This is a genomic window from Bacillus spizizenii TU-B-10 (genome assembly GCF_000227465.1).
GTDB classification, from domain to species: domain Bacteria; phylum Bacillota; class Bacilli; order Bacillales; family Bacillaceae; genus Bacillus; species Bacillus spizizenii.
The window spans coordinates 2840641-2859505 of sequence record NC_016047.1; the positions used below are offsets into that span (position 1 = coordinate 2840641).

Sequence of the window (18865 nt, forward strand, 5' to 3'; positions counted from 1 at the left end):
AAATCTCTCCCTTTTTATGTTTTATACAATAGATATTGTTTTATTGGATGACGCCTTTTGCTGGGTTCCCCTCGCAAAAGCCGTTGTACCTGTTCTCGCGATTTCTTTAATGCCATAAGGTTTTAACAATTCAATAAGCGCTTCAATTTTGTTAGATTCGCCTGTCACCTGAACAACGATGCTATCTCTGCTGACATCAACGACAGAGGCTCTGAACGGTTCTATGATTCCATTAATCTCTGATCTCGTTGACGGTGCAGATACGACCTTGATTAAGGCCAGCTCCCTCTGGACAATCGATTGATTAGTGATGTCGGTGACCTTCAGCACATCAATCTGTTTGTTGAGCTGTTTTGTCAGCTGTTCAACATCATTTTCTCCTTCAACGTGAACGACAAAGGTGATTCTGGAAACGCCGGTTGTTTCTGTGTGTCCAACTGTAATGCTTTCAATGTTGTAATGTCTTTTAGTGAATAGACCGGTAATCCGATTTAACACGCCGGAACGGTTCACCACAGTCAATGTGATAATTCTTTTCAAGGTTTCACCCCCACCATTTCATGCAGCCCTTTCCCCGGAGCCACCATCGGAAATACTTTTTCTTCGCTGGCAACCCGCACGTCAATGACAACCGGTTCTTTTGATGTTAATGCCTCTTCCAGCTTATCTTTCACTTCTGCTTCTGATGAAATTCTAATGCCTTTAATGCTGTATGCTTCTGACAATTTGACGAAGTCAGGCTGAGAAGCAAATTTAGATTCTGAATAGCGTTCTTCATAGAAAATTTCCTGCCACTGTCTGACCATTCCGAGACAAGCGTTATTTAAAATCACGACTTTGACCGGAAGATTCAATTCGCGAATGACATCGAGTTCTTGGAGCGTCATTTGAAAACCACCGTCTCCGAGAACCGCGACTACAGTAGCATCTCTATCTGCAAGCTGTGCACCGATCGCTGCCGGAAGGCCGAATCCCATCGTTCCAAGTCCGCCTGATGTGACCCATTTATCTGCTTTTTGGAACGGATAGAATTGCGCTGACCACATTTGATGCTGGCCGACATCCGTTGCGATAATCGCCTCGCCTTTTGTAAATTGATGAATATATTCAATCAATTTCTGAGGTTTAAAGCCTTCTTCTTCATTATCTACGTACCAGAGCGGGTACTCTTCTTTCCATTCGGCGAGCTGTTTTTTCCATTCGCTTGAATCGCCTTGTTTGCCGTTTTGTTTGATCAGCTCTTGCAGGACAACTTTGCTGTCTCCGACAACCGGAATCTGTGTTTTCATGATTTTTCCGATTTCAGCCGGATCAATATCGATGTGGGCAATTTTTGCGTTTCTTGCAAAGTGCTTCAGGTTTCCTGTGACGCGGTCATCAAAACGTGCGCCGATACTGATTAAAAGATCGCAATCATGAAGGGCCATATTGGCTGTGTAAGTACCGTGCATCCCCGCCATCCCCAGAAAAAGCGGATGGTCAGCCGGAAAGCCTCCCAGCCCCAAAAGGGTGTGTGCCACAGGGATTTGCTGCTGCTCGACATAATTTTTTAATTCTTCTGACGCTTTTCCGTGCAGTACGCCCGCACCCGCCAGGATCACCGGTTTCTTTGCGCTGCTCACGGCTTCCACAAGCTTGCGGATCTGCAAATAATTCGGCTCTGTTGTCGGCTGGTATCCCGGGAGATTCATCTCATGATCATAGCTAAATTCCCCTTCAATTGCTGCAACATCTTTTGGAATATCGATTAGTACAGGTCCCGGTCTTCCCGTTGTCGCAATATGGAATGCTTCTTTAATGATGCGCGGCAGATCTTCCGGCTGGCGGACCTGATAGCTGTGTTTTGTAACCGGCATTGTAATTCCTAAAATGTCTGCTTCCTGAAAAGCATCGCTTCCGATAACGGAGGTTGCCACCTGTCCTGTAAAGACGACTAAAGGCAGTGAATCAATCATGGCATCCGCAAGTCCAGTAACAAGGTTTGTCGCTCCCGGACCTGATGTCGCAATAACGACCCCTGGTTTTCCAGAAACTCTCGCGTATCCTTCCGCTGCATGAATGGCGCCTTGCTCGTGTCGGGGAAGGATATGTACCATTCCTGAATTGTACAGCTTATCGTAGATCGGCAGTACAGCTCCGCCCGGATAACCGAATATCATTTCTACTTTTTCTTTCTTTAATGATTCAATCAGCATTAACGCTCCGCTCATCGTCTGTGTACATTTGGCAGATGCTGAATCCACCTGTACATTAGTCCCCATTTTAGTTCCTCCTTTTGGATTTTCATCCTCTAAAGATCATCTTTTTTATTAGCTTTATAGCTGATTATTCAATAAAAAAAACCCTTCCGCCCACAATCAGCCGCGCAGTGAATGCGATAGCTAAAAGGGGCGAAAAGGCTCTTCTTTCCGCGGTACCACCCTTGTTTACGACCTGTTAAATCGGCCGTCTCATGGATATTTCTATCCGCTTTAATAACGAGTGAATCAAGTTCACCCGGCCAAGTCCTACTATCATTTCAGACTGGCACTCTGAGGCGAGTTCACCTTGTAAAGCTTCGCCGGTTCTCAGCTAACCCGGTTCTCTGTGGAAAGCTTTATCAAGGCTACTTATCCTCATCTGCGCTTTTCATATTCAGTCTCCGGAACAGCTTAGAGCTGTTCAAGGAGGTCGTTTGTTTTTTCACTTTTCAGAATCATATTGCGATCATTTTTGCTTGTGAAGCTTGCGTTTATCTTTTGTTGAACTCATATTACGCCGCTTTGGACGCAGTGTCAACAGCATTTTTTAAAATTATTAGACAATTTTGATTAATCAATCTATATTGTATACGCTTTCATTATTGATGCATAAGGAATCGCAAATGTTAAAAGTTTTTATAATTTTTTCATTAATCTATCAAGGATACACCAGAATTTTTCAATATCATATAAACATGTCAGATTTTATAACATTCTATCATTTGGATATAGGTTGCAACCTGACAGATCGCCTTGCAAACCCTTTTAATTCGGATAGGCACTTCCATTATTCCTCCGGCATACATTGATGGTATCTTGCAAAGAAAAGGTGATACAATGAATAAATCATTAGCAGATATGCAAGGATTCCCCGCAGGCTTTCCCAGCTTTCCGCAACCGTATTACCCTACTGCCCCTGCCTTTTACCAGCAAAGCCATCAGCCATTCGGAGGCTATGGATACGGTCAGCCGTACAGCCAGGCATACAGCCCGATAAGCACTCCCTCTGCTATGTACTCCTCCTATCCATATGCTTCAGGATTTTACGGGCAGCAATTTGCAGGTGCTGGCTATAGCGGCCATGGCGGCGGTTTCAGTATCCCGGCGACACACGCCGGCGGATTCGGCGGAGCAGGCGCACACGGAGGCTTTAGATATTAACGAAGACCCAGGGCCGAACATCTATTTCGGCCCTTTTTTGCTTTGAAACGTCTTTCACAAATCATATCATTCCAAAGAATGATCTATACTGTCAGATTTTCTGTCTTTATATTTGGAAACAGGATGAAATATGATTAAGATGAAATGAAAATATGTTCTGCAAACCTGCAAGTTTTTGAGGAGGAATAGAATTGTATATAAAAATAGATGATGTAACTGGACAACAGGTGATCTCACTTGTGAATGAGCATTTACATAGCATGACACTCATGTCCCCGCCAGAAAGCATCCATGCCTTAGGTTTAGAAAGGCTGCGAGGGCCTGAAATCACATTTTGGAGTGCCTGGGAGGGTGATGAACTAGCCGGCTGCGGAGCGCTTAAAGAACTGGACAGCCGGCACGGAGAAATCAAATCAATGCGCACGTCTGCATCCCATTTAAGAAAAGGCGTTGCCAAACAAGTTCTTCAGCACATCATAGAGGAGGCTGCAAAGCGAGGCTATGAGCGGCTAAGCTTAGAAACGGGTTCAATGGCTTCATTTGAGCCGGCAAGAAAATTGTATGAAAGCTTCGGTTTTCAGTACTGTGAACCGTTTGCAGACTATGTTGAAGATCCAAACAGTGTGTTTATGACGAAGAGACTGTGAGGCATTTTTATGAGGGTAGATAAGTGCAGAGAACATTCTGTCTTGTCTATCCTTTTTTATTTTCACACACCTAATTCGCGTGTATGAAACACACCCGGTGTTTTCAATCTTGTTTATTTTAAAGAGCAGCGGGAATTAAAAACGACATGAACGATAAAATGCAAAATTGATAAAGGAGGAGATTAATATGAAAAGTATAGTTGGTGTATACGAAACTCCGCAGGAAACCATTGCAGCGATTGAAGGCTTGTTAACAAAAGGCTATGATTCTGACGACATCTCTGTTGTGACAAGCCGGCGAGATACAGATTATCTTGAAACACGCACAGGAACAGAGGTCAATCAGGCCATCGATGCACGTGAGGGCGAATCTGAATCTTTTTTCGATAAACTGAAAGATTATTTCACAATGGATGATACCGCCGCACACAGCAAAGCATTATCCGATTTGGATATCACCACTAACGAAATAGACAAGTACCAAGAAGATTTGGATGTCGGCAAACTCCTTGTGGCCGTTGAGACAGATGCAGATGTAAATGCTCCTATCGATAACGGCAATGCCCTTTCAGGCGGCTTTTCAAGCACAAATGAAACGGCGGATTATACAACGAAAGAAGAAAAAACAATGCCGCTGCGGGAAGAACAGCTGAAAGTCGACAAGGAAGACGTTCAAACTGGAGAAGTAGAGATAGGAAAAGAAGTGAAAACAGAACAAAGAGATATGGACATCCCGGTGAGACACGATGAAATTTATGTCGAACGCCGCCCAGTGGATGAAAACACAGCGGACGCTTCTCCTGTAAACGATGCAGAAACTGTCAGAGTTCCAATCGTTGAGGAAAAGCTGGAAGTGACTAAAAAACCGGTTGTCACTGATGAAGTGGTTGTTGGTAAACGCACTGTTGAAGAAAATGAACATGTTTCTGAAACTGTGAAAAAAGAAGAACCTCGTCTGAATAAAGAAGGAAAAGTTGACGGCTTGGATGATGATACGTTAAATAACAAATGAAAATCATAAGCCGACAACAAAAAAACCTCAAATCCATTTAGGATTTGAGGTTTTTCTTTTGGTACGTCCCAGGAGAGATTCGAACTCCCGACCGACGGCTTAGAAGGCCGTTGCTCTATCCAGCTGAGCTACTGGGACATGTTTTGTTTTTTTGTTTTCGCTTTAACTATCAGCGACAAGATTTATTATATATGGGATGCAACAATAAGTCAACGGTTTTTTTAGAATTTTTTTCATGAGGAAGAAAAATTTCTTCCTCATGACTTTTTTATAGTGTGACCTGGTTTTGCAGATCCTCAATTTCATGGCCTGATTGGTCGTAAAAACGCACTGTCGCGGCATCATTTTCTAAGGTTAGTATAGCATAGCTTTCAGTCCTGCGCACCCTCGGAAGCCGGATGCTGCCTGGATTAATCATCAGTTTTCCACGCAGCACTTCACTTCCCGCGATGTGTGAATGCCCGAAACAGATAATATCCGCTCCGAGCTCCTCTGCACGATAGTATACGTTTAACAAGGTCTGTTTTATACCGTGAAGGTGGCCGTGCGTGACCAGTATTTTTTTTGAACCGGCAGTCAGAAGAAGCTCGTCCTTAAAATCGCCTACAAAATCGCAATTGCCTTTTACAACCGCATAAGGATTTAATGCCGGATGCCCTGTTTCAAGCTCAGAGTCTCCGCAATGAATCATGAGATCAACTTCTGCTTCATGCCGTTTCGCAATGGTTTGGAGTTCTTCTTTAAGCCCATGGCTGTCACTGATAATCAGCACGTTCATGTACAAGCTTCCTCCTTATGCCTCCAAAAGCTTAGACAGCTTTTTAAGCGCGTCAGCCCTATGGCTGATTTTATTTTTTTCATCACTTGTCAGTTCGGCCATTGTCTTATCTTTATCTTTCACAATAAAGATCGGGTCATAGCCAAAGCCGTATTCTCCTCTCGGTTCTTCAGCAATATACCCTTCAACATGGCCTTCGACAGTTTTTGTTTCCTCACCGGGGATACTCACAGCCAGCGCGCACCGGAAACGGGCCGTGCGCTGTTCTTTTTCGATTCCTTTCAGCTCACTGAGCACTTTATCGATATTTGCCTGGTCGTCTTTCTGTTCTCCTGCATAGCGTGCGGAATAAACGCCGGGTCTGCCCCCAAGGTTATCGACGGACAGACCGGAGTCGTCCGCAATCACCATTTTGTTCACTGCTTTGGCAACAGCTTCAGCTTTTAAAATGGCATTTTCTTCAAACGTATGGCCTGTTTCCTCAATTTCTTCTGTGAATCCAATTTCAGCTAAAGATTTGACATCATAGCCTTTTGGCTCAAGGATTTCTTTGAATTCCTTCACTTTTCCCGGATTATGTGTCGCAATAATTGCTTCTTTCATGATGATCAAGCCTTTCTGTCTTTATTTCAGTTCTGGCAGAGAATCACCCAGCACTTCTTTTTGCTTGTCAATCAGTTCCTGAATGCCTTTTTCTGCAAGACCGAGAAGACCGTTCAGATCCTCCCTTGAAAAAGTCGCCTCTTCCCCGGTTCCCTGCAGCTCTACAAAACGGCCGCTGCCAGTCATAATGACATTCATGTCAACTTCAGCGGAGGAATCTTCTTCATAATTTAAATCTAACAAAATTCCCTGTTCCTTATCAATTCCGACAGAGATCGCAGCAAGAAAATCAGTGATCGGATTTGTCTTGATCGTTCCCGCTTTGATCAGCTTGCCAATCGCAATCGCCATAGCAAGAAATGCGCCTGTAATCGAAGCGGTTCTTGTCCCGCCATCGGCCTGAATGACATCACAGTCAATCCAAATCGTCCGTTCACCGAGCTTTTCTAAATCTACGACTGCCCGAAGCGCGCGGCCGATCAGGCGTTGAATCTCCATTGTTCTGCCGGAAATTTTCCCCTTAGAAGATTCTCTGATTGTTCTTTGGTTTGTTGCCCGCGGCAGCATGCTGTATTCAGCTGTAATCCAGCCTTTTCCTCCGCCCCGCAAAAATGGCGGCACGCGGTCCTCAACAGACGCGTTGCAGATTACTTTTGTATTTCCTGCTGTTATTAGAACAGAACCTTCCGGATGGCTGATAAAATCCAAATCGAATGTGATTGGACGCAGCTCATCATGTTGTCTTCCGTCATGTCTCATGTTTTACCTCCGATTGTATGTACATAAACCATTTTTGTCCCGGAATTGAATAAAGAAAGAGGCAGCCGGAACGCTAACCTCTTTCTTTCTAGTATATCAAAAATCCCAATTTAAAAACTACCCGTATTCACTTGAGAAGGTCTGGAGACCGGTTCTGTGAGCTTTTCGCCTTTTTCATTTACAAGCTCTGATTTCCCGTTTACTTTAACAGAGACACTTTTTACCTCCGGTTGCTCCGTTAACGTCAGCACAATGCTATTCAGCACTTCTGAAGAAATCATTTTCGTCTTTTCATCGGCGCTGCCGAATATAGATTGATTGAAATCTAACGTCACCCGTCCGTCTTTGATTTTCGGTTTGCTGACCAGCTTTACATCTTCACTGAAGTCTGTTAACAGCCCGCTCACCTTGCTTGGGCCTTTAGCCAATTCATTGATCGCTGCTGTGATGTCGTCTTTTTCCGAATTGTCGATCCGTTTCGTCACCGGCACGTAGTACTCACTGTCTTCGTTTTCCGCCAAATAATAAACTGTGAGCGGATGTGTTGCAGTGAGATCATTTACACCAGATGTTTCCATATTAATTCCGTCTTCTCGGCTTAAATCATCTGAGATCGGCGTGCCGCCTACAGGCATCTCCTTCAGTTCATGGCCGTTTATTCTCAGCTTCACTTTATCTATCGAACTGAATTGCGTAAGCGTCCATGTCACAGATTGAACGATTTTCTGTTCGTCTTCCTTCTTATAATTTTTAAATTCACTAGAGAAATCAGCTATTGCTGTCCCATCTTTTTTGATGTCAACGTTAACGGTTGTGTCAGCCGGCAATACGGCTCTGAAGCCATTCGGAAGAATTTCTGACACAGGTCCGCCCTGAACGAGGTATTCAAGCGCCTGTTTGGCCGTGCCTTCACTTTTCGGAAGGGGCAGCGTTTGGGCAACGACATACCCGTTTTTATCAATGAGATAAAGCTCCCTCATGACTGTAGATGAGGCTTGATCCGCTTTGGCGGTATCGTTTTTTTCACTTTCTGTTTTTTCGGCTGCTGTTGTATTTGAATTGGCCCCCGCTTCATCGTTCACGTATGTAACGTCTTGAGGCGGATCAATTTCCTCAGCTGCCTTATCAGATTGAAACAAACCGCATCCGGATAAAAGCAAGGCAGAGGTGAGACAAGTGGCACCAATGACTGCAGGTCCTTTTTTCAGCATACTTTTCCCTCCTAAGGCTGTTTGTACTATTATGTATACGAGCCTTATTAGGAAATAGACCGAAGAATTCCGGCAAAACAGAAAAAAACCCGCAACATGCTGTTGCGGGGAAAACTATCTTCTAATCGGTTCTTGCAGTGAGATGCATTCCACATAGCCCACCTCATGGCCAAACCAGTCATCTGCAATTTTTGCAAACTGATCACGTGCTCCTGTTGTCAGGAACTGATGATCAGGAACAATCGGAGACTGGTTCAGCAGCCCTTTATATGAGAGAATCGTGCTGACTTCCCTTGCTGTTTCATCGCCGGACGAAATAATGTTTACGTGCTCTCCCATATATCTCTGAATGGATTCTTTTAAAATAGGATAGTGGGTGCAGCCTAAAATCAGCGAATCAATCGATGTGTCTTTTAACGGGTACAGCGATGTTTTGACAATCTCGTCTGCTGTTTTATCAAGAAACTTCCCGCTTTCCACAAAAGGCACAAGCAGCGGGCAGGCAAGGTTCTCAACCTTCAGATCAGGATTTAATGCTAAAAGCGCCTCTTCGTACGCATTGCTCTTAATCGTATTCTCTGTACCGATGACACCGATATGCTGATTTTCTGTTACTTTTATCGCTGCTCTCGCACCCGGCTGGATCACTCCGACCACAGGTATACCGACACTGCGCTGGATGTCTTCCAATGCGATCGCTGTTGCTGTGTTGCAGGCGATCACGAGCATTTTGATGTGGTGGTTTTCGAGTAAATAATTCGTCAGCTCCCACGTATATTGAAGCACTTCTTCTTCAGGGCGCGGCCCGTATGGACACCGTTTCGTATCCCCGACGTAGATAATATTTTCTTTTGGTAGCTGTCTCATGATTTCCTTTGCAACGGTTAAACCGCCAACCCCGGAATCAATGACTCCTATTGGTTGTTCCAACAAAATCGCCTCATTTTCTCTTCATTTCATGCTGCAGTTTCATCAATGATTTTTCGAAGATGGCTATTTCTTCATCTGTAAACGTTTCGAACATATCACGCAGATATTCCTGCCTTTTGGTAATGACCTCTTGGATAATCCGTTCTCCTTCAGGCAGCAAATGTATCCGAACAACGCGTCTGTCCGCCGGGTCCTTGACCCGCTCAACAAGCTTATTTTTTTGCATACGGTCGATTAAGTCCGTTGTCGTGCTGCATGCCAGATACATTTTGCCCGATAGTTCGCCGATTGTCATATCTCCTAATTCATAAAGCCATTGCAGGCCGACAAATTGCGGCGGCGTAATCGCATATTGGTTAAGGATTTCTCGTCCTTTTTGCTTAATGATCGCGGCAATGTGGCGGAGTGACTTTTCAATATCCGCAACATGCTCCAAAGGTTTTGATGTCATTTGTCCATCCCTCACTCAAGGATCTCTTACGCTCAAAAGCGTTCCGTGTCTATTTTCCTTCTTTTTTGAAGAAAATGCAAGACTCGCTGGAGAGAAATAGAGGACTTTAGGCAAATAACATCAAATAGAAAAATTTGTTTTACGCCTTGCCATCCAAGTTTTGCATAGCATTCCAAATATGGTTTCGAACGTTCCAAACAAACAGCAATAACCGGCTCCTTCCTAAAAAGAAGGAATACCGGCAAGGATTAAAGCTCTAGCTCACCCATTCTAAGAAGCTCAACAACGGCTTGCGAACGCCCTTTCACACCCAATTTCTGCATGGCATTTGAAATATGGTTTCGAACGGTTTTCTCACTGATAAATAGCTCGCTTGCAATCTCCTTTGTTGTCTTATCTTGAACGAGCAATTCGAACACTTCTCTTTCTCTTTTCGTTAGCAGCGGCTTCGATTGAAATTCTTTCTCCTTCAAGTATTGTAACCCTCCTTGCTAAGGTGAGAGCGAATCAGAAACGAATGGGTTTTGATATAGTCGAGATATCATATGTAAGAAGGGCACAGGAGGTGACGTTTACAAGAGAATTAGTTTATGGTGTATGGAGAAGCGTTTCTTTCTCCTCATCCGTCCAGCTGACAGCCTTGCCGCTTTCCTTTGAGACTTGGACCATCACAACTGCTCCAGTAAAGCAGGGTTCGCCATTGCGGTTCTCTCCGAGATAATGCAAGGTAAGGGATGAGCTGCCGACGGCACTTGTTTTCACATAGATGCGCAGCTCTTCATAAGGCATGACTTGGCGCAAATAATCGCATTGCTGGCTTGCCACGACTGTCATGGTCTGTTTGTTTTCATTCATCATATTCAGCTTTTTAAAATAAGAAATCCGCGCCTCCTCAAAGTATATGAAAGGGACTACATTATTCATATGGCCAAACATGTCCGTCTCGGAAAAACGCACGGATACTTCATTAAAAAAAGAAAAGGACTCTTTCCATTCTTGAAACGGCTCATCAATATAAGCGGGAAGCTTCATCTTTATTCATCTCCTTATTGTTAAAAAAACCTCTCCCATGCGGAAGAGGTTGTTTCTTCTTATACTCTGTCGCTTCCGAAGAAATTGCGGAACGCTTGTAAGTTTGTATCTCTGTTTAAGGCTGCAATGGAAGTAGTGAGCGGGATGCCTTTCGGACAGGATTGAACGCAGTTTTGCGAGTTGCCGCAATCTGCAAGGCCGCCTTCATCCATCAGTGCTTCTAATCGGTCAGATTTATTCATGGCGCCTGTCGGATGTGCGTTAAACAGGCGGACCTGAGACATCGGTGCCGGCCCCATGAACTTCGATTTGCTGTTCACATTCGGGCAGGCCTCGAGGCAGACGCCGCACGTCATGCATTTTGATAATTCATATGCCCATTGACGGCGTTTTTCCGGCATTCTCGGTCCCGGTCCTAAATCGTACGTGCCGTCAATCGGTATCCACGCTTTTACCTTTTTCAATGAATCAAACATTCTGCTCCGGTCAACCTGCAAATCACGCACGACTGGGAATGTTTTCATTGGTTTTAAGCGGATCGGCTGTTCAAGCTGATCGATAAGTGCCGTACAAGACTGGCGGGGCTTTCCGTTTATGACCATTGAACATGCGCCGCATACTTCTTCAAGACAGTTCATATCCCATGTGACAGGGGTTGTCTTTTCACCTTTCACGTTAACCGGATTCCGGCGAATTTCCATCAGGGCGGAAATGACGTTCAGGTTCGGGCGGTATGGAACCTCAAATTCTTCATCGTAAGGCGTGCTGTCAGCTGTATCTTGACGTGTGATAATAAATCGTATGGTTTTTTGTTCACTCATGATTATTTCGCCACCTTCTTCTTCGAGTAATCCCGCTTCCGAGGCGTTATCAGTGATACATCGACATCCTGATACTCAAATTCCGGCGCTTCATACGGGCTTACATGTTTAGCCATTGTTGTTTTGAGCCATTCATCATCATTACGTTCAGGATAATCCGGTTTATAATGGGCGCCCCGGCTTTCATTGCGGTTGTATGCGCCAAGGGTAATCACCCTTGCAAGCTGAAGCATGTTCGAGAACTGGCGTGTGAACATTGCCCCCTGGTTGCTCCATTTTGTTGTGTCATTGATGTTGATCTTTTTAAATCGCTCCATTAATTCCTGAATTTTGTCATCCGTTTTCAATAGCTTGTCGTTATGGCGGACAACTGTGACGTTCGCCGTCATCCACTCACCAAGCTCTTTGTGAAGAACATAGGCATTTTCGGTTCCGTCCATACTCATAATCTCAGCCCATTTTTCTTCTTCTTTTTTAACGTGAGCGTCAAATAAAGATGAGGACATGTCTTCTGCTGAAGATTCTAAGCCGTTTACATATTTCACCGCATTCGGTCCGGCCACCATTCCTCCGTAAATCGCGGAGAGCAGAGAGTTTGCCCCCAAGCGGTTGCCGCCGTGCATAGAGTAATCACATTCCCCGGCTGCAAACAGTCCCGGGATGTTTGTCATTTGATCGTAATCCACCCATAAACCGCCCATTGAATAATGGACCGCCGGGAAGATTTTCATCGGAAGCTTCCGCGGGTCGTCTCCCATGAATTTCTCATAAATCTCAATGATGCCGCCAAGCTTGATATCAAGCTCTTTCGGATCTTTATGAGACAGATCGAGATACACCATGTTTTCGCCGTTAATGCCGAGCTTCTGGTTGACGCATACATCAAATATTTCGCGTGTCGCAATATCACGCGGCACCAGGTTTCCATAAGCCGGATATTTTTCCTCTAAGAAATACCACGGCTTACCGTCTTTATATGTCCACACGCGACCGCCTTCACCGCGCGCTGATTCGCTCATCAGTCTTAGTTTGTCATCGCCCGGTATGGCTGTCGGGTGGATTTGAATGAATTCTCCGTTTGCATAATACGCTCCCTGCTGATAAACGATCGACGCAGCAGACCCTGTATTAATCATGGAGTTAGTCGATTTCCCAAAAATGATTCCCGGTCCGCCCGTCGCCATGATGACAGCGTCTGAACGGAAGGATTCAATTTGCATGTTTATCAGGTTTTGCGCAACAATTCCGCGGCAGGTTCTGTCATCATCTAATACAGCGCCAAGGAATTCCCAGCCTTCGTATTTTGTAACCAGACCCGCCACTTCGTATCTGCGCACTTGCTCGTCCAGTGCGTAAAGCAGCTGCTGTCCCGTCGTCGCACCCGCATAAGCTGTTCTGTGGTGCTGTGTACCCCCGAATCGGCGGAAATCAAGCAGCCCTTCAGGCGTCCGGTTAAACATGACGCCCATCCGGTCTAATAAGTGGATGATAGAAGGCGCCGCTTCACACATCGCTTTAACCGGCGGCTGGTTTGCAAGAAAGTCTCCTCCGTATACAGTGTCATCAAAATGTTCCCACGGAGAGTCACCTTCCCCTTTTGTATTGACCGCTCCGTTTATGCCGCCTTGCGCACAAACCGAATGAGAACGTTTGACAGGAACGATGGAAAACAGCTTAACCGCCATTCCTGATTCCGCTGCTTTAATTGTCGCCATGAGGCCGGCAAGACCCCCGCCGACTACGATAATGCTTGATTGACTCATGATAGCCCCTCTCCCTCTAGTAATCTAGTACTCTTAAACAAATGCAAAAATCGCTTTTAAGCCTACGTAAGACAGTGCAACAAAAATAATCAGCGTAACGTAAGTCGAAATTCTTTGAGAACGAGGCGTTACCGTGATGCCCCATGTAACAGCGAAAGACCATAAACCGTTTGAGAAGTGGAAAATTGTTGATAAAACACCGACAATGTAAAAGCCAAGCATAGCCGGAGAGCTCAAAATATTCGCCATCATGTCGAAATTGACCTCAGCGCCCATTTGTGCGGCAATACGGGTTTCCCACACGTGCCAGCTCACGAAAATGAGGGTGATGATACCGGTTACACGCTGCAGGACGAAGAGCCAGTTTCTCATATAGCTGTATTGACCTGCGTTATTTTTTGCAGTAAACGCTATGTACACACCATAAACTGCATGATAAATTAATGGTAAGAAGATAATAAAAATTTCCAAGGCATACCTGAAAGGCAGACTATCCATAAAATGAGCAGCACTATTGAATGCTTCAGCGCCCCTTGCGGCAAACTGGTTGACGACTAAATGCTGAATGAGAAAGATGCCGACCGGTATGACGCCAAGCAAGGAATGCAATCTTCGAAAATAAAACTCTCTGTTCCCAGACATTACTTTACCCCCTGTTTGATAAGTGCGAAATGTGCTAAATCTCTTCCCCCACTTCTTTCAATTGTAAGCACTTTATTAAGATTTATTGACAATTTCATTTTACTCCTCCCTCAAAAGGGCGTCAAGAAAACGCGTACATAAATTATAATTTTCCGAATTGAATAGTTGATTTAAAAATTTTATTTTATCAATATATGTTTCTGTTTAATTTTTCATAAGAATTATAGGATCATTCTGTAATCCTCCCCCCTGTTTGGGCTATAATATACCAAGGAGAGAGGGGAGACAGATATGAAGTCTAAATTTGAAGCATCTATTGACAACCTAAAAGAAATTGAAATGAATGCCTATGCCTACGAACTAATACGAGAGATCGTTCTCCCAGATATGCTTGGCCAAGATTACTCTTCCATGATGTATTGGGCTGGGAAACATCTCGCCCGTAAGTTTCCTCTTGAATCATGGGAGGAATTTCCGGCCTTCTTTGAAGAAGCGGGCTGGGGAACCCTCACCAACGTAAGCGCTAAAAAACAGGAGCTTGAATTTGAACTTGAAGGGCCGATCGTTTCCAACCGGCTTAAACATCAGAAAGAACCATGCTTTCAGCTGGAGGCTGGTTTTATTGCTGAACAAATTCAATTGATGAATGACCAGATTGCCGAATCATATGAACAAGTGAAAAAGAGAGCCGATAAGGTGGTTCTGACTGTGAAATGGGATATGAAAGACCCAGTGTAATCAAAAAGGCGGTGACTATATAGTCCCGCCTTTTTGATTGTCATTACACAGCTGAAGGGTGTTTTGAAAGCTCAAATGCATCGTGCAGCGCTTCAACTGCTTTCACCATGTCATTTTCACTTACGACTGTTGATACTTTGATTTCAGATGTGCTGACCATTTTGATTAAAATGTTTTTTTCCGCCAGTACAGCAAACATTTCAGCTGCTACACCAGGATTTGAGACCATGCCGGATCCAACAATGGATACTTTAGCCAATTTGCTTTCTGTCTCGATTTTCTCGAATTCAAGCGCGTCTTTATACTCTTCAAGCACCGCAACGGTTTGGTCTGCGTCTTCTGTTTTAACTGAGAAGGAAATTCCGGTCTGATTTGCTCCGGCCTGCGTTTGGATAATGATATCGACGTTAATGTTTCTTTTGGCAAGTGTTGTAAAAATAGTAGACAGGGTTGTCAGGCCGCTAGTCAGACCGTAAATGGTTACTCTTGTGATTTGATCTTCGAACGCAATGCCTCTGACAATTAAATTTTGCTCCATGGATGATTCCTCCTCAATTAATGTTCCCGCTTCTGTTTCTGTACTTGAACGCACTTCTAATGGCACTTGGTAATTTTTCGCGAATTCAACGGCTCTCGGATGAAGAACGCCGGCGCCCAAATTGGCAAGCTCAAGCATTTCATCGTATGAGATGCCGGCAAGTTTTCTCGCTGATTTCACATAGCGCGGATCGGTTGTAAACACTCCGGGCACGTCCGTGTATATGTCACATTTATCCGCTTTTAATGCGGCAGCCAAAGCGACTGCTGTTGTGTCTGAACCGCCCCGGCCCAATGTCGTGATTTCGCAATCCTCTGCCATGCCTTGGAATCCTGCCACAATGACAATCTTTCCTTGCTCAAGCTGGTCTGCTAAAACCGAAGTGTCGATATCTGTAATTCTGGCGTTTCCGTGAACGGCTTCCGTGCGGATTCCCGCCTGCCAGCCAGTATAGGACACAGCGTCATAGCCTTTTTCCTGCAGCGCCATTGAAAGCAGGGAAATGGTGACCTGCTCGCCCGTCGCCAGCAGCATATCCATTTCGCGTTTGCTCGGCTGGTCAGAAATTGCTTTTGCAAGGCCGACCAATTCGTCAGTGGATTTTCCCATAGCTGAAACGACAACAACGACTTGATGGCCCTTCTGCTTTTCTGAAATCGCGCGGTTTGCCGCATTTTGAATTTTTTCGACTGAGCCGACGGAAGTACCTCCGAATTTTTGTACAATAAGACCCATGTATTACCACCCTTTACATTTTGGTTCGTGCGGGTGAGGAGAAAGAGCGCTTTGTCCACAATAAAAAAAGCAATGAGAGGAATGCTCTCATTGCTTATCAATTAATCATCATAAATGATTATGAACAACGAGATAGCCCTCCAAGAAAATGATTTCTTGACAGCCCTACATTTATTCAATGCACGGCCAGCAAATAATACCGATGGGGTTTTATTTGCTTCGGCGACGCTCCCCTTTCAGCCTTTTTCACAGAATCCATCTTTCTCCAAAGGCTTACTCTTGAAGTTCGCACCTCTATCTTCACCATATAACACGATCTAACTATGAAATTATTTCACATTTTATCAGATCTTTTTTAAAAGGACAACATTATTTTTGCAATTTGTCGTAAAGCAGCTGAGCAGCCGCTGCGGGAACACCCGCTTTTTGGATGTCCTCAAGGCTTGCTTCCTTCATTTTTTTAACCGAACCGAAATGCTTTAACAGCATTTTCTTTCTTTTCTCTCCGATACCCGGGATGTCGTCCAATACGGATTGAAACGCGCTTTTTCCGCGGATTTGCCTGTGAAAACTGATCGCAAAACGGTGCACCTCGTCCTGAATGCGCTGCAGGAGATAAAATTCCTGACTGTTTCGTTCCAGATACACCGTCTCCAGCGGATCTCCGATTAATAAATTTGAAGTTCTGTGTTTTTCGTCTTTGGCTAAACCGGCGATCGGGATATCCAAGCCGAGTTCATTTTCAATGACATCCCTTGCAGCGTTGATCTGCCCTTTTCCTCCGTCAATGATGATCAGATCAGGCAGCGGCAGATTTTCGCGAAGCACTCTCGTATAGCGCCTCCTAACAACCTCTCTCATTGAGCCGTAATCATCCGGTCCCGTAACGGTTTTGATTTTATATTTGCGGTATTCCTTTTTGTTCGGTTTGCCGTCGATAAACACGATCATCGCGGAAACCGGGTTTGTCCCCTGTATGTTTGAGTTATCAAACGCTTCAATTCTGTGCGGGGTATAAATATTCAATGCTTCACCCAGTTTATGGACAGCCCCGATTGAGCGCTCCTCGTCCCGTTCGATTAAGGAGAATTTTTCTTTCAGCGCGATTTTCGCGTTTTTATGGGCCAGCATAAGCAGTTCTTTTTTCGAGCCTTTTTTCGGCTGGTGGACGTTTGTTTCCAGCAGCTGCTCAATCATGGATTGATCAACGCTGTCCGGAACTAAAATTTCCTTTGGAAGAAAGTGGTTGTTTTTTGAATAGAACTGCCCGATGAACGTAAGAAACTCTTCATCTGCTTCCTGATAGAGCGGGAACATGCTGACATCGCGTTCAATGAGCTTTCCTTGGCGGATAAAAAAGACCTGTACGCACATCCAGCCCTTATCATATGCGTACGCGAATACGTCACGGTCGACTAGATCGTTCATCGTCATTTTTTGTTTTTCCATCGTTGATTCAATATGGGCGATTTGGTCACGAAGCTCTTTTGCCCGTTCAAACTCAAGATTCTCAGCAGCCTCATGCATTTTCTCTTCAAGCTCTTTTTTGACCTCATTATAGCCGCCCTTTAAGAAACGGGTAATGCTCTCAACCAGTTCTCTGTTCGTCTCTTCGGAAATATCCTTTACGCACGGAGCGAGACATTGGCCCAGATGATAGTAGAGGCACACTCTGTCCGGCAGCTTGGAGCATTTTCTGAGAGGGTACAGACGGTCGAGCAGTTTTTTTGTTTCCCTTGCGGCCTGTACATTCGGGTACGGCCCGAAATAGCGCCCTTTGTCTTTTTTGACATTGCGGGTGACAATCAGCCTTGGGTGGCGTTCATGGGTGAGTTTTATGAAAGGATAGGTTTTGTCGTCTTTCAGCATGACGTTGTATTTCGGATCATGCTTTTTGATCAAGTTCATTTCTAAAATAAGCGCTTCAAGATTGGAGGACGTCACGATATATTCAAAATCCTCGATTTCCGTCACAAGCCTTTGTGTTTTCGCATCGTGAGAACCGGTGAAGTAGGAGCGCACTCTGTTTTTCAGCACTTTTGCTTTTCCTACGTAGATCACAGTCTGCTGCCGGTCCTTCATGAGATAACACCCGGGCTGATCGGGAAGGAGGGCGAGTTTTTCTTTCAGTTGTTTGTTCATATATTACCCTTCCTTATGTTTAATCCTTTGTTTCCAGTTTAACACGAACGTTTGTTTTTCTCTATGCTTCACGATTGGCGAATAAAAAAAGCGATCCCTCAATCGGAATCGCTCTGGCATGTAAGCAGCCGAGAATTAAAGATGTTTGTTTACAAGCTCTTGCAGCGCTTCTTTCGGTTTGAAGCCGACAGAAGTTTCAACTACTTCTCCGTCTTTTAACACAAGAAGTGTCGGGATGCTCATAACGCCGTATTTTCCGGCTGTTTCTTGGTTTTCGTCCACGTCGATTTTTACGATTTTCAGTTTGTCTCCCATTTCTTGATCTAGTTCTTCAAGAACAGGTGCAATCATTTTACAAGGTCCGCACCAAGGAGCCCAGAAGTCAGCCAGTACGACGCCTTCGCTTGTTTCAGCTGAGAAAGATTGATCAGTTGCTTTTACGATAGCCATTATTGAATTCCTCCAATTGTGAAATGATGATTTTTAGTATAGCATCTCCCATTCGTTCACGCTATTTTAATGCTTACAAATTATTTTTTCCTGATCACAATCGGTTTACTCATGTTTATCTGGATTGAATGGGTTATGTCTCTTTGCATTAAAACACGAATCTGATAATGGCCCCAATGACTACAATCGCCCCGATGATCATTAGAATGGTA

The 18865-nt window shown here is 44.6% G+C and carries 20 protein-coding genes, 1 tRNA gene, 1 riboswitch and 1 other annotated feature; of the genes, 4 read left to right on the forward strand and 17 right to left on the reverse strand.

Annotation, left to right across the window (positions count from 1 at the left end):
* Positions 1-21 precede the first annotated feature (21 nt).
* Both ilvN and ilvB read right to left on the reverse strand, forming a co-directional pair.
* On the reverse strand, positions 22-540 hold the full coding sequence (gene ilvN, locus GYO_RS36200) for an acetolactate synthase small subunit (RefSeq protein ID WP_003222543.1): 519 nt from the start codon (positions 538-540) through the stop codon (positions 22-24).
* Positions 537-2261 carry an acetolactate synthase large subunit gene (gene ilvB / locus GYO_RS36205; protein WP_014114684.1) on the reverse strand — a complete coding sequence of 575 codons (1725 nt, stop codon included), beginning with the start codon at positions 2259-2261 and terminating at the stop codon, positions 537-539. Before ilvB ends, ilvN begins: the two co-directional genes overlap by 4 nt.
* A gap of 122 nt (positions 2262-2383) precedes the next feature.
* Positions 2384-2631, reverse strand: a binding site (T-box leader).
* Positions 2632-3077: 446 nt separating this feature from the next.
* On the opposite strand from ilvB, the gene cotQ reads away from it, so the two are divergent.
* The 3 genes from cotQ (at position 3078) to GYO_RS36225 (ending at position 5060) form a co-directional block, all read left to right on the forward strand.
* A complete protein-coding gene (gene cotQ, locus GYO_RS36210; RefSeq protein WP_014114685.1) occupies positions 3078-3401 on the forward strand; it encodes an inner spore coat protein CotQ in 324 nt (107 codons plus the stop codon).
* A 191-nt stretch (positions 3402-3592) separates the two neighbouring features.
* Entirely contained in the window at positions 3593-4048 is a 456-nt protein-coding gene (locus GYO_RS36215) for a GNAT family N-acetyltransferase (protein WP_014114686.1), read from the forward strand.
* Positions 4049-4235: 187 nt separating this feature from the next.
* A complete protein-coding gene (locus GYO_RS36225; protein WP_014114687.1) occupies positions 4236-5060 on the forward strand; it encodes a YsnF/AvaK domain-containing protein in 825 nt (274 codons plus the stop codon).
* Between the two features lie 64 nt (positions 5061-5124).
* Here the strand turns inward: GYO_RS36225 and GYO_RS36230 are convergent.
* The 12 genes from GYO_RS36230 to sdhC all read right to left on the reverse strand — a co-directional run bounded on the left by GYO_RS36230 (position 5125) and on the right by sdhC (position 14050).
* Positions 5125-5198, reverse strand: a tRNA-Arg gene (locus GYO_RS36230).
* 130 nt (positions 5199-5328) lie between these two features.
* Positions 5329-5838: a metallophosphoesterase gene (locus GYO_RS36235; protein ID WP_014114688.1), complete on the reverse strand. Its 510-nt coding sequence runs from the start codon at positions 5836-5838 to the stop codon at positions 5329-5331.
* Between the two features lie 15 nt (positions 5839-5853).
* Positions 5854-6450, reverse strand: a complete 597-nt coding sequence (locus tag GYO_RS36240; RefSeq protein ID WP_072182702.1) for an XTP/dITP diphosphatase — start codon at positions 6448-6450, stop codon at positions 5854-5856.
* Positions 6451-6462: 12 nt separating this feature from the next.
* On the reverse strand, positions 6463-7200 hold the full coding sequence (rph, locus tag GYO_RS36245; RefSeq protein ID WP_003246039.1) for a ribonuclease PH: 738 nt from the start codon (positions 7198-7200) through the stop codon (positions 6463-6465).
* Positions 7201-7310: 110 nt separating this feature from the next.
* Complete coding sequence (gerM, locus tag GYO_RS36250; protein WP_014114690.1) at positions 7311-8411, reverse strand: spore germination protein GerM; 1101 nt, start codon at positions 8409-8411, stop codon at positions 7311-7313.
* A 114-nt stretch (positions 8412-8525) separates the two neighbouring features.
* Positions 8526-9344 carry a glutamate racemase gene (gene racE, locus GYO_RS36255; protein ID WP_072182703.1) on the reverse strand — a complete coding sequence of 273 codons (819 nt, stop codon included), beginning with the start codon at positions 9342-9344 and terminating at the stop codon, positions 8526-8528.
* A 7-nt stretch (positions 9345-9351) separates the two neighbouring features.
* Positions 9352-9792 carry a MarR family winged helix-turn-helix transcriptional regulator gene (locus tag GYO_RS36260; protein WP_014114692.1) on the reverse strand — a complete coding sequence of 147 codons (441 nt, stop codon included), beginning with the start codon at positions 9790-9792 and terminating at the stop codon, positions 9352-9354.
* A 248-nt stretch (positions 9793-10040) separates the two neighbouring features.
* The gene (gene gerE / locus GYO_RS36265) at positions 10041-10265 is read right to left on the reverse strand and encodes a spore germination transcription factor GerE (RefSeq protein ID WP_003184172.1); all 225 of its coding nucleotides are present in this window, start codon (positions 10263-10265) and stop codon (positions 10041-10043) included.
* Positions 10266-10380: 115 nt separating this feature from the next.
* Entirely contained in the window at positions 10381-10824 is a 444-nt protein-coding gene (locus tag GYO_RS36270) for an acyl-CoA thioesterase (RefSeq protein ID WP_014114693.1), read from the reverse strand.
* 59 nt (positions 10825-10883) lie between these two features.
* A complete protein-coding gene (sdhB, locus tag GYO_RS36275) occupies positions 10884-11645 on the reverse strand; it encodes a succinate dehydrogenase iron-sulfur subunit (protein ID WP_003222517.1) in 762 nt (253 codons plus the stop codon).
* 2 nt (positions 11646-11647) lie between these two features.
* On the reverse strand, positions 11648-13408 hold the full coding sequence (gene sdhA, locus GYO_RS36280; RefSeq protein WP_014114694.1) for a succinate dehydrogenase flavoprotein subunit: 1761 nt from the start codon (positions 13406-13408) through the stop codon (positions 11648-11650).
* A gap of 33 nt (positions 13409-13441) precedes the next feature.
* Positions 13442-14050: a succinate dehydrogenase cytochrome B558 gene (sdhC, locus tag GYO_RS36285; RefSeq protein WP_003222512.1), complete on the reverse strand. Its 609-nt coding sequence runs from the start codon at positions 14048-14050 to the stop codon at positions 13442-13444.
* A gap of 291 nt (positions 14051-14341) precedes the next feature.
* Between sdhC and GYO_RS36295 the strand changes: the two genes are divergently transcribed.
* The gene (locus GYO_RS36295) at positions 14342-14788 is read left to right on the forward strand and encodes a YslB family protein (RefSeq protein ID WP_014114695.1); all 447 of its coding nucleotides are present in this window, start codon (positions 14342-14344) and stop codon (positions 14786-14788) included.
* A gap of 43 nt (positions 14789-14831) precedes the next feature.
* On the opposite strand, the gene GYO_RS36300 is transcribed toward GYO_RS36295, so the two are convergent.
* The 3 genes from GYO_RS36300 to trxA all read right to left on the reverse strand — a co-directional run bounded on the left by GYO_RS36300 (position 14832) and on the right by trxA (position 18653).
* On the reverse strand, positions 14832-16061 hold the full coding sequence (locus GYO_RS36300; protein WP_014114696.1) for an aspartate kinase: 1230 nt from the start codon (positions 16059-16061) through the stop codon (positions 14832-14834).
* 125 nt (positions 16062-16186) lie between these two features.
* A riboswitch (Lysine riboswitch) is annotated at positions 16187-16366 on the reverse strand.
* 64 nt (positions 16367-16430) lie between these two features.
* On the reverse strand, positions 16431-18203 hold the full coding sequence (gene uvrC / locus GYO_RS36305; RefSeq protein WP_014114699.1) for an excinuclease ABC subunit UvrC: 1773 nt from the start codon (positions 18201-18203) through the stop codon (positions 16431-16433).
* Between the two features lie 135 nt (positions 18204-18338).
* Positions 18339-18653: a thioredoxin gene (gene trxA / locus GYO_RS36310; RefSeq protein ID WP_003222500.1), complete on the reverse strand. Its 315-nt coding sequence runs from the start codon at positions 18651-18653 to the stop codon at positions 18339-18341.
* Positions 18654-18865: the final 212 nt, after the last annotated feature.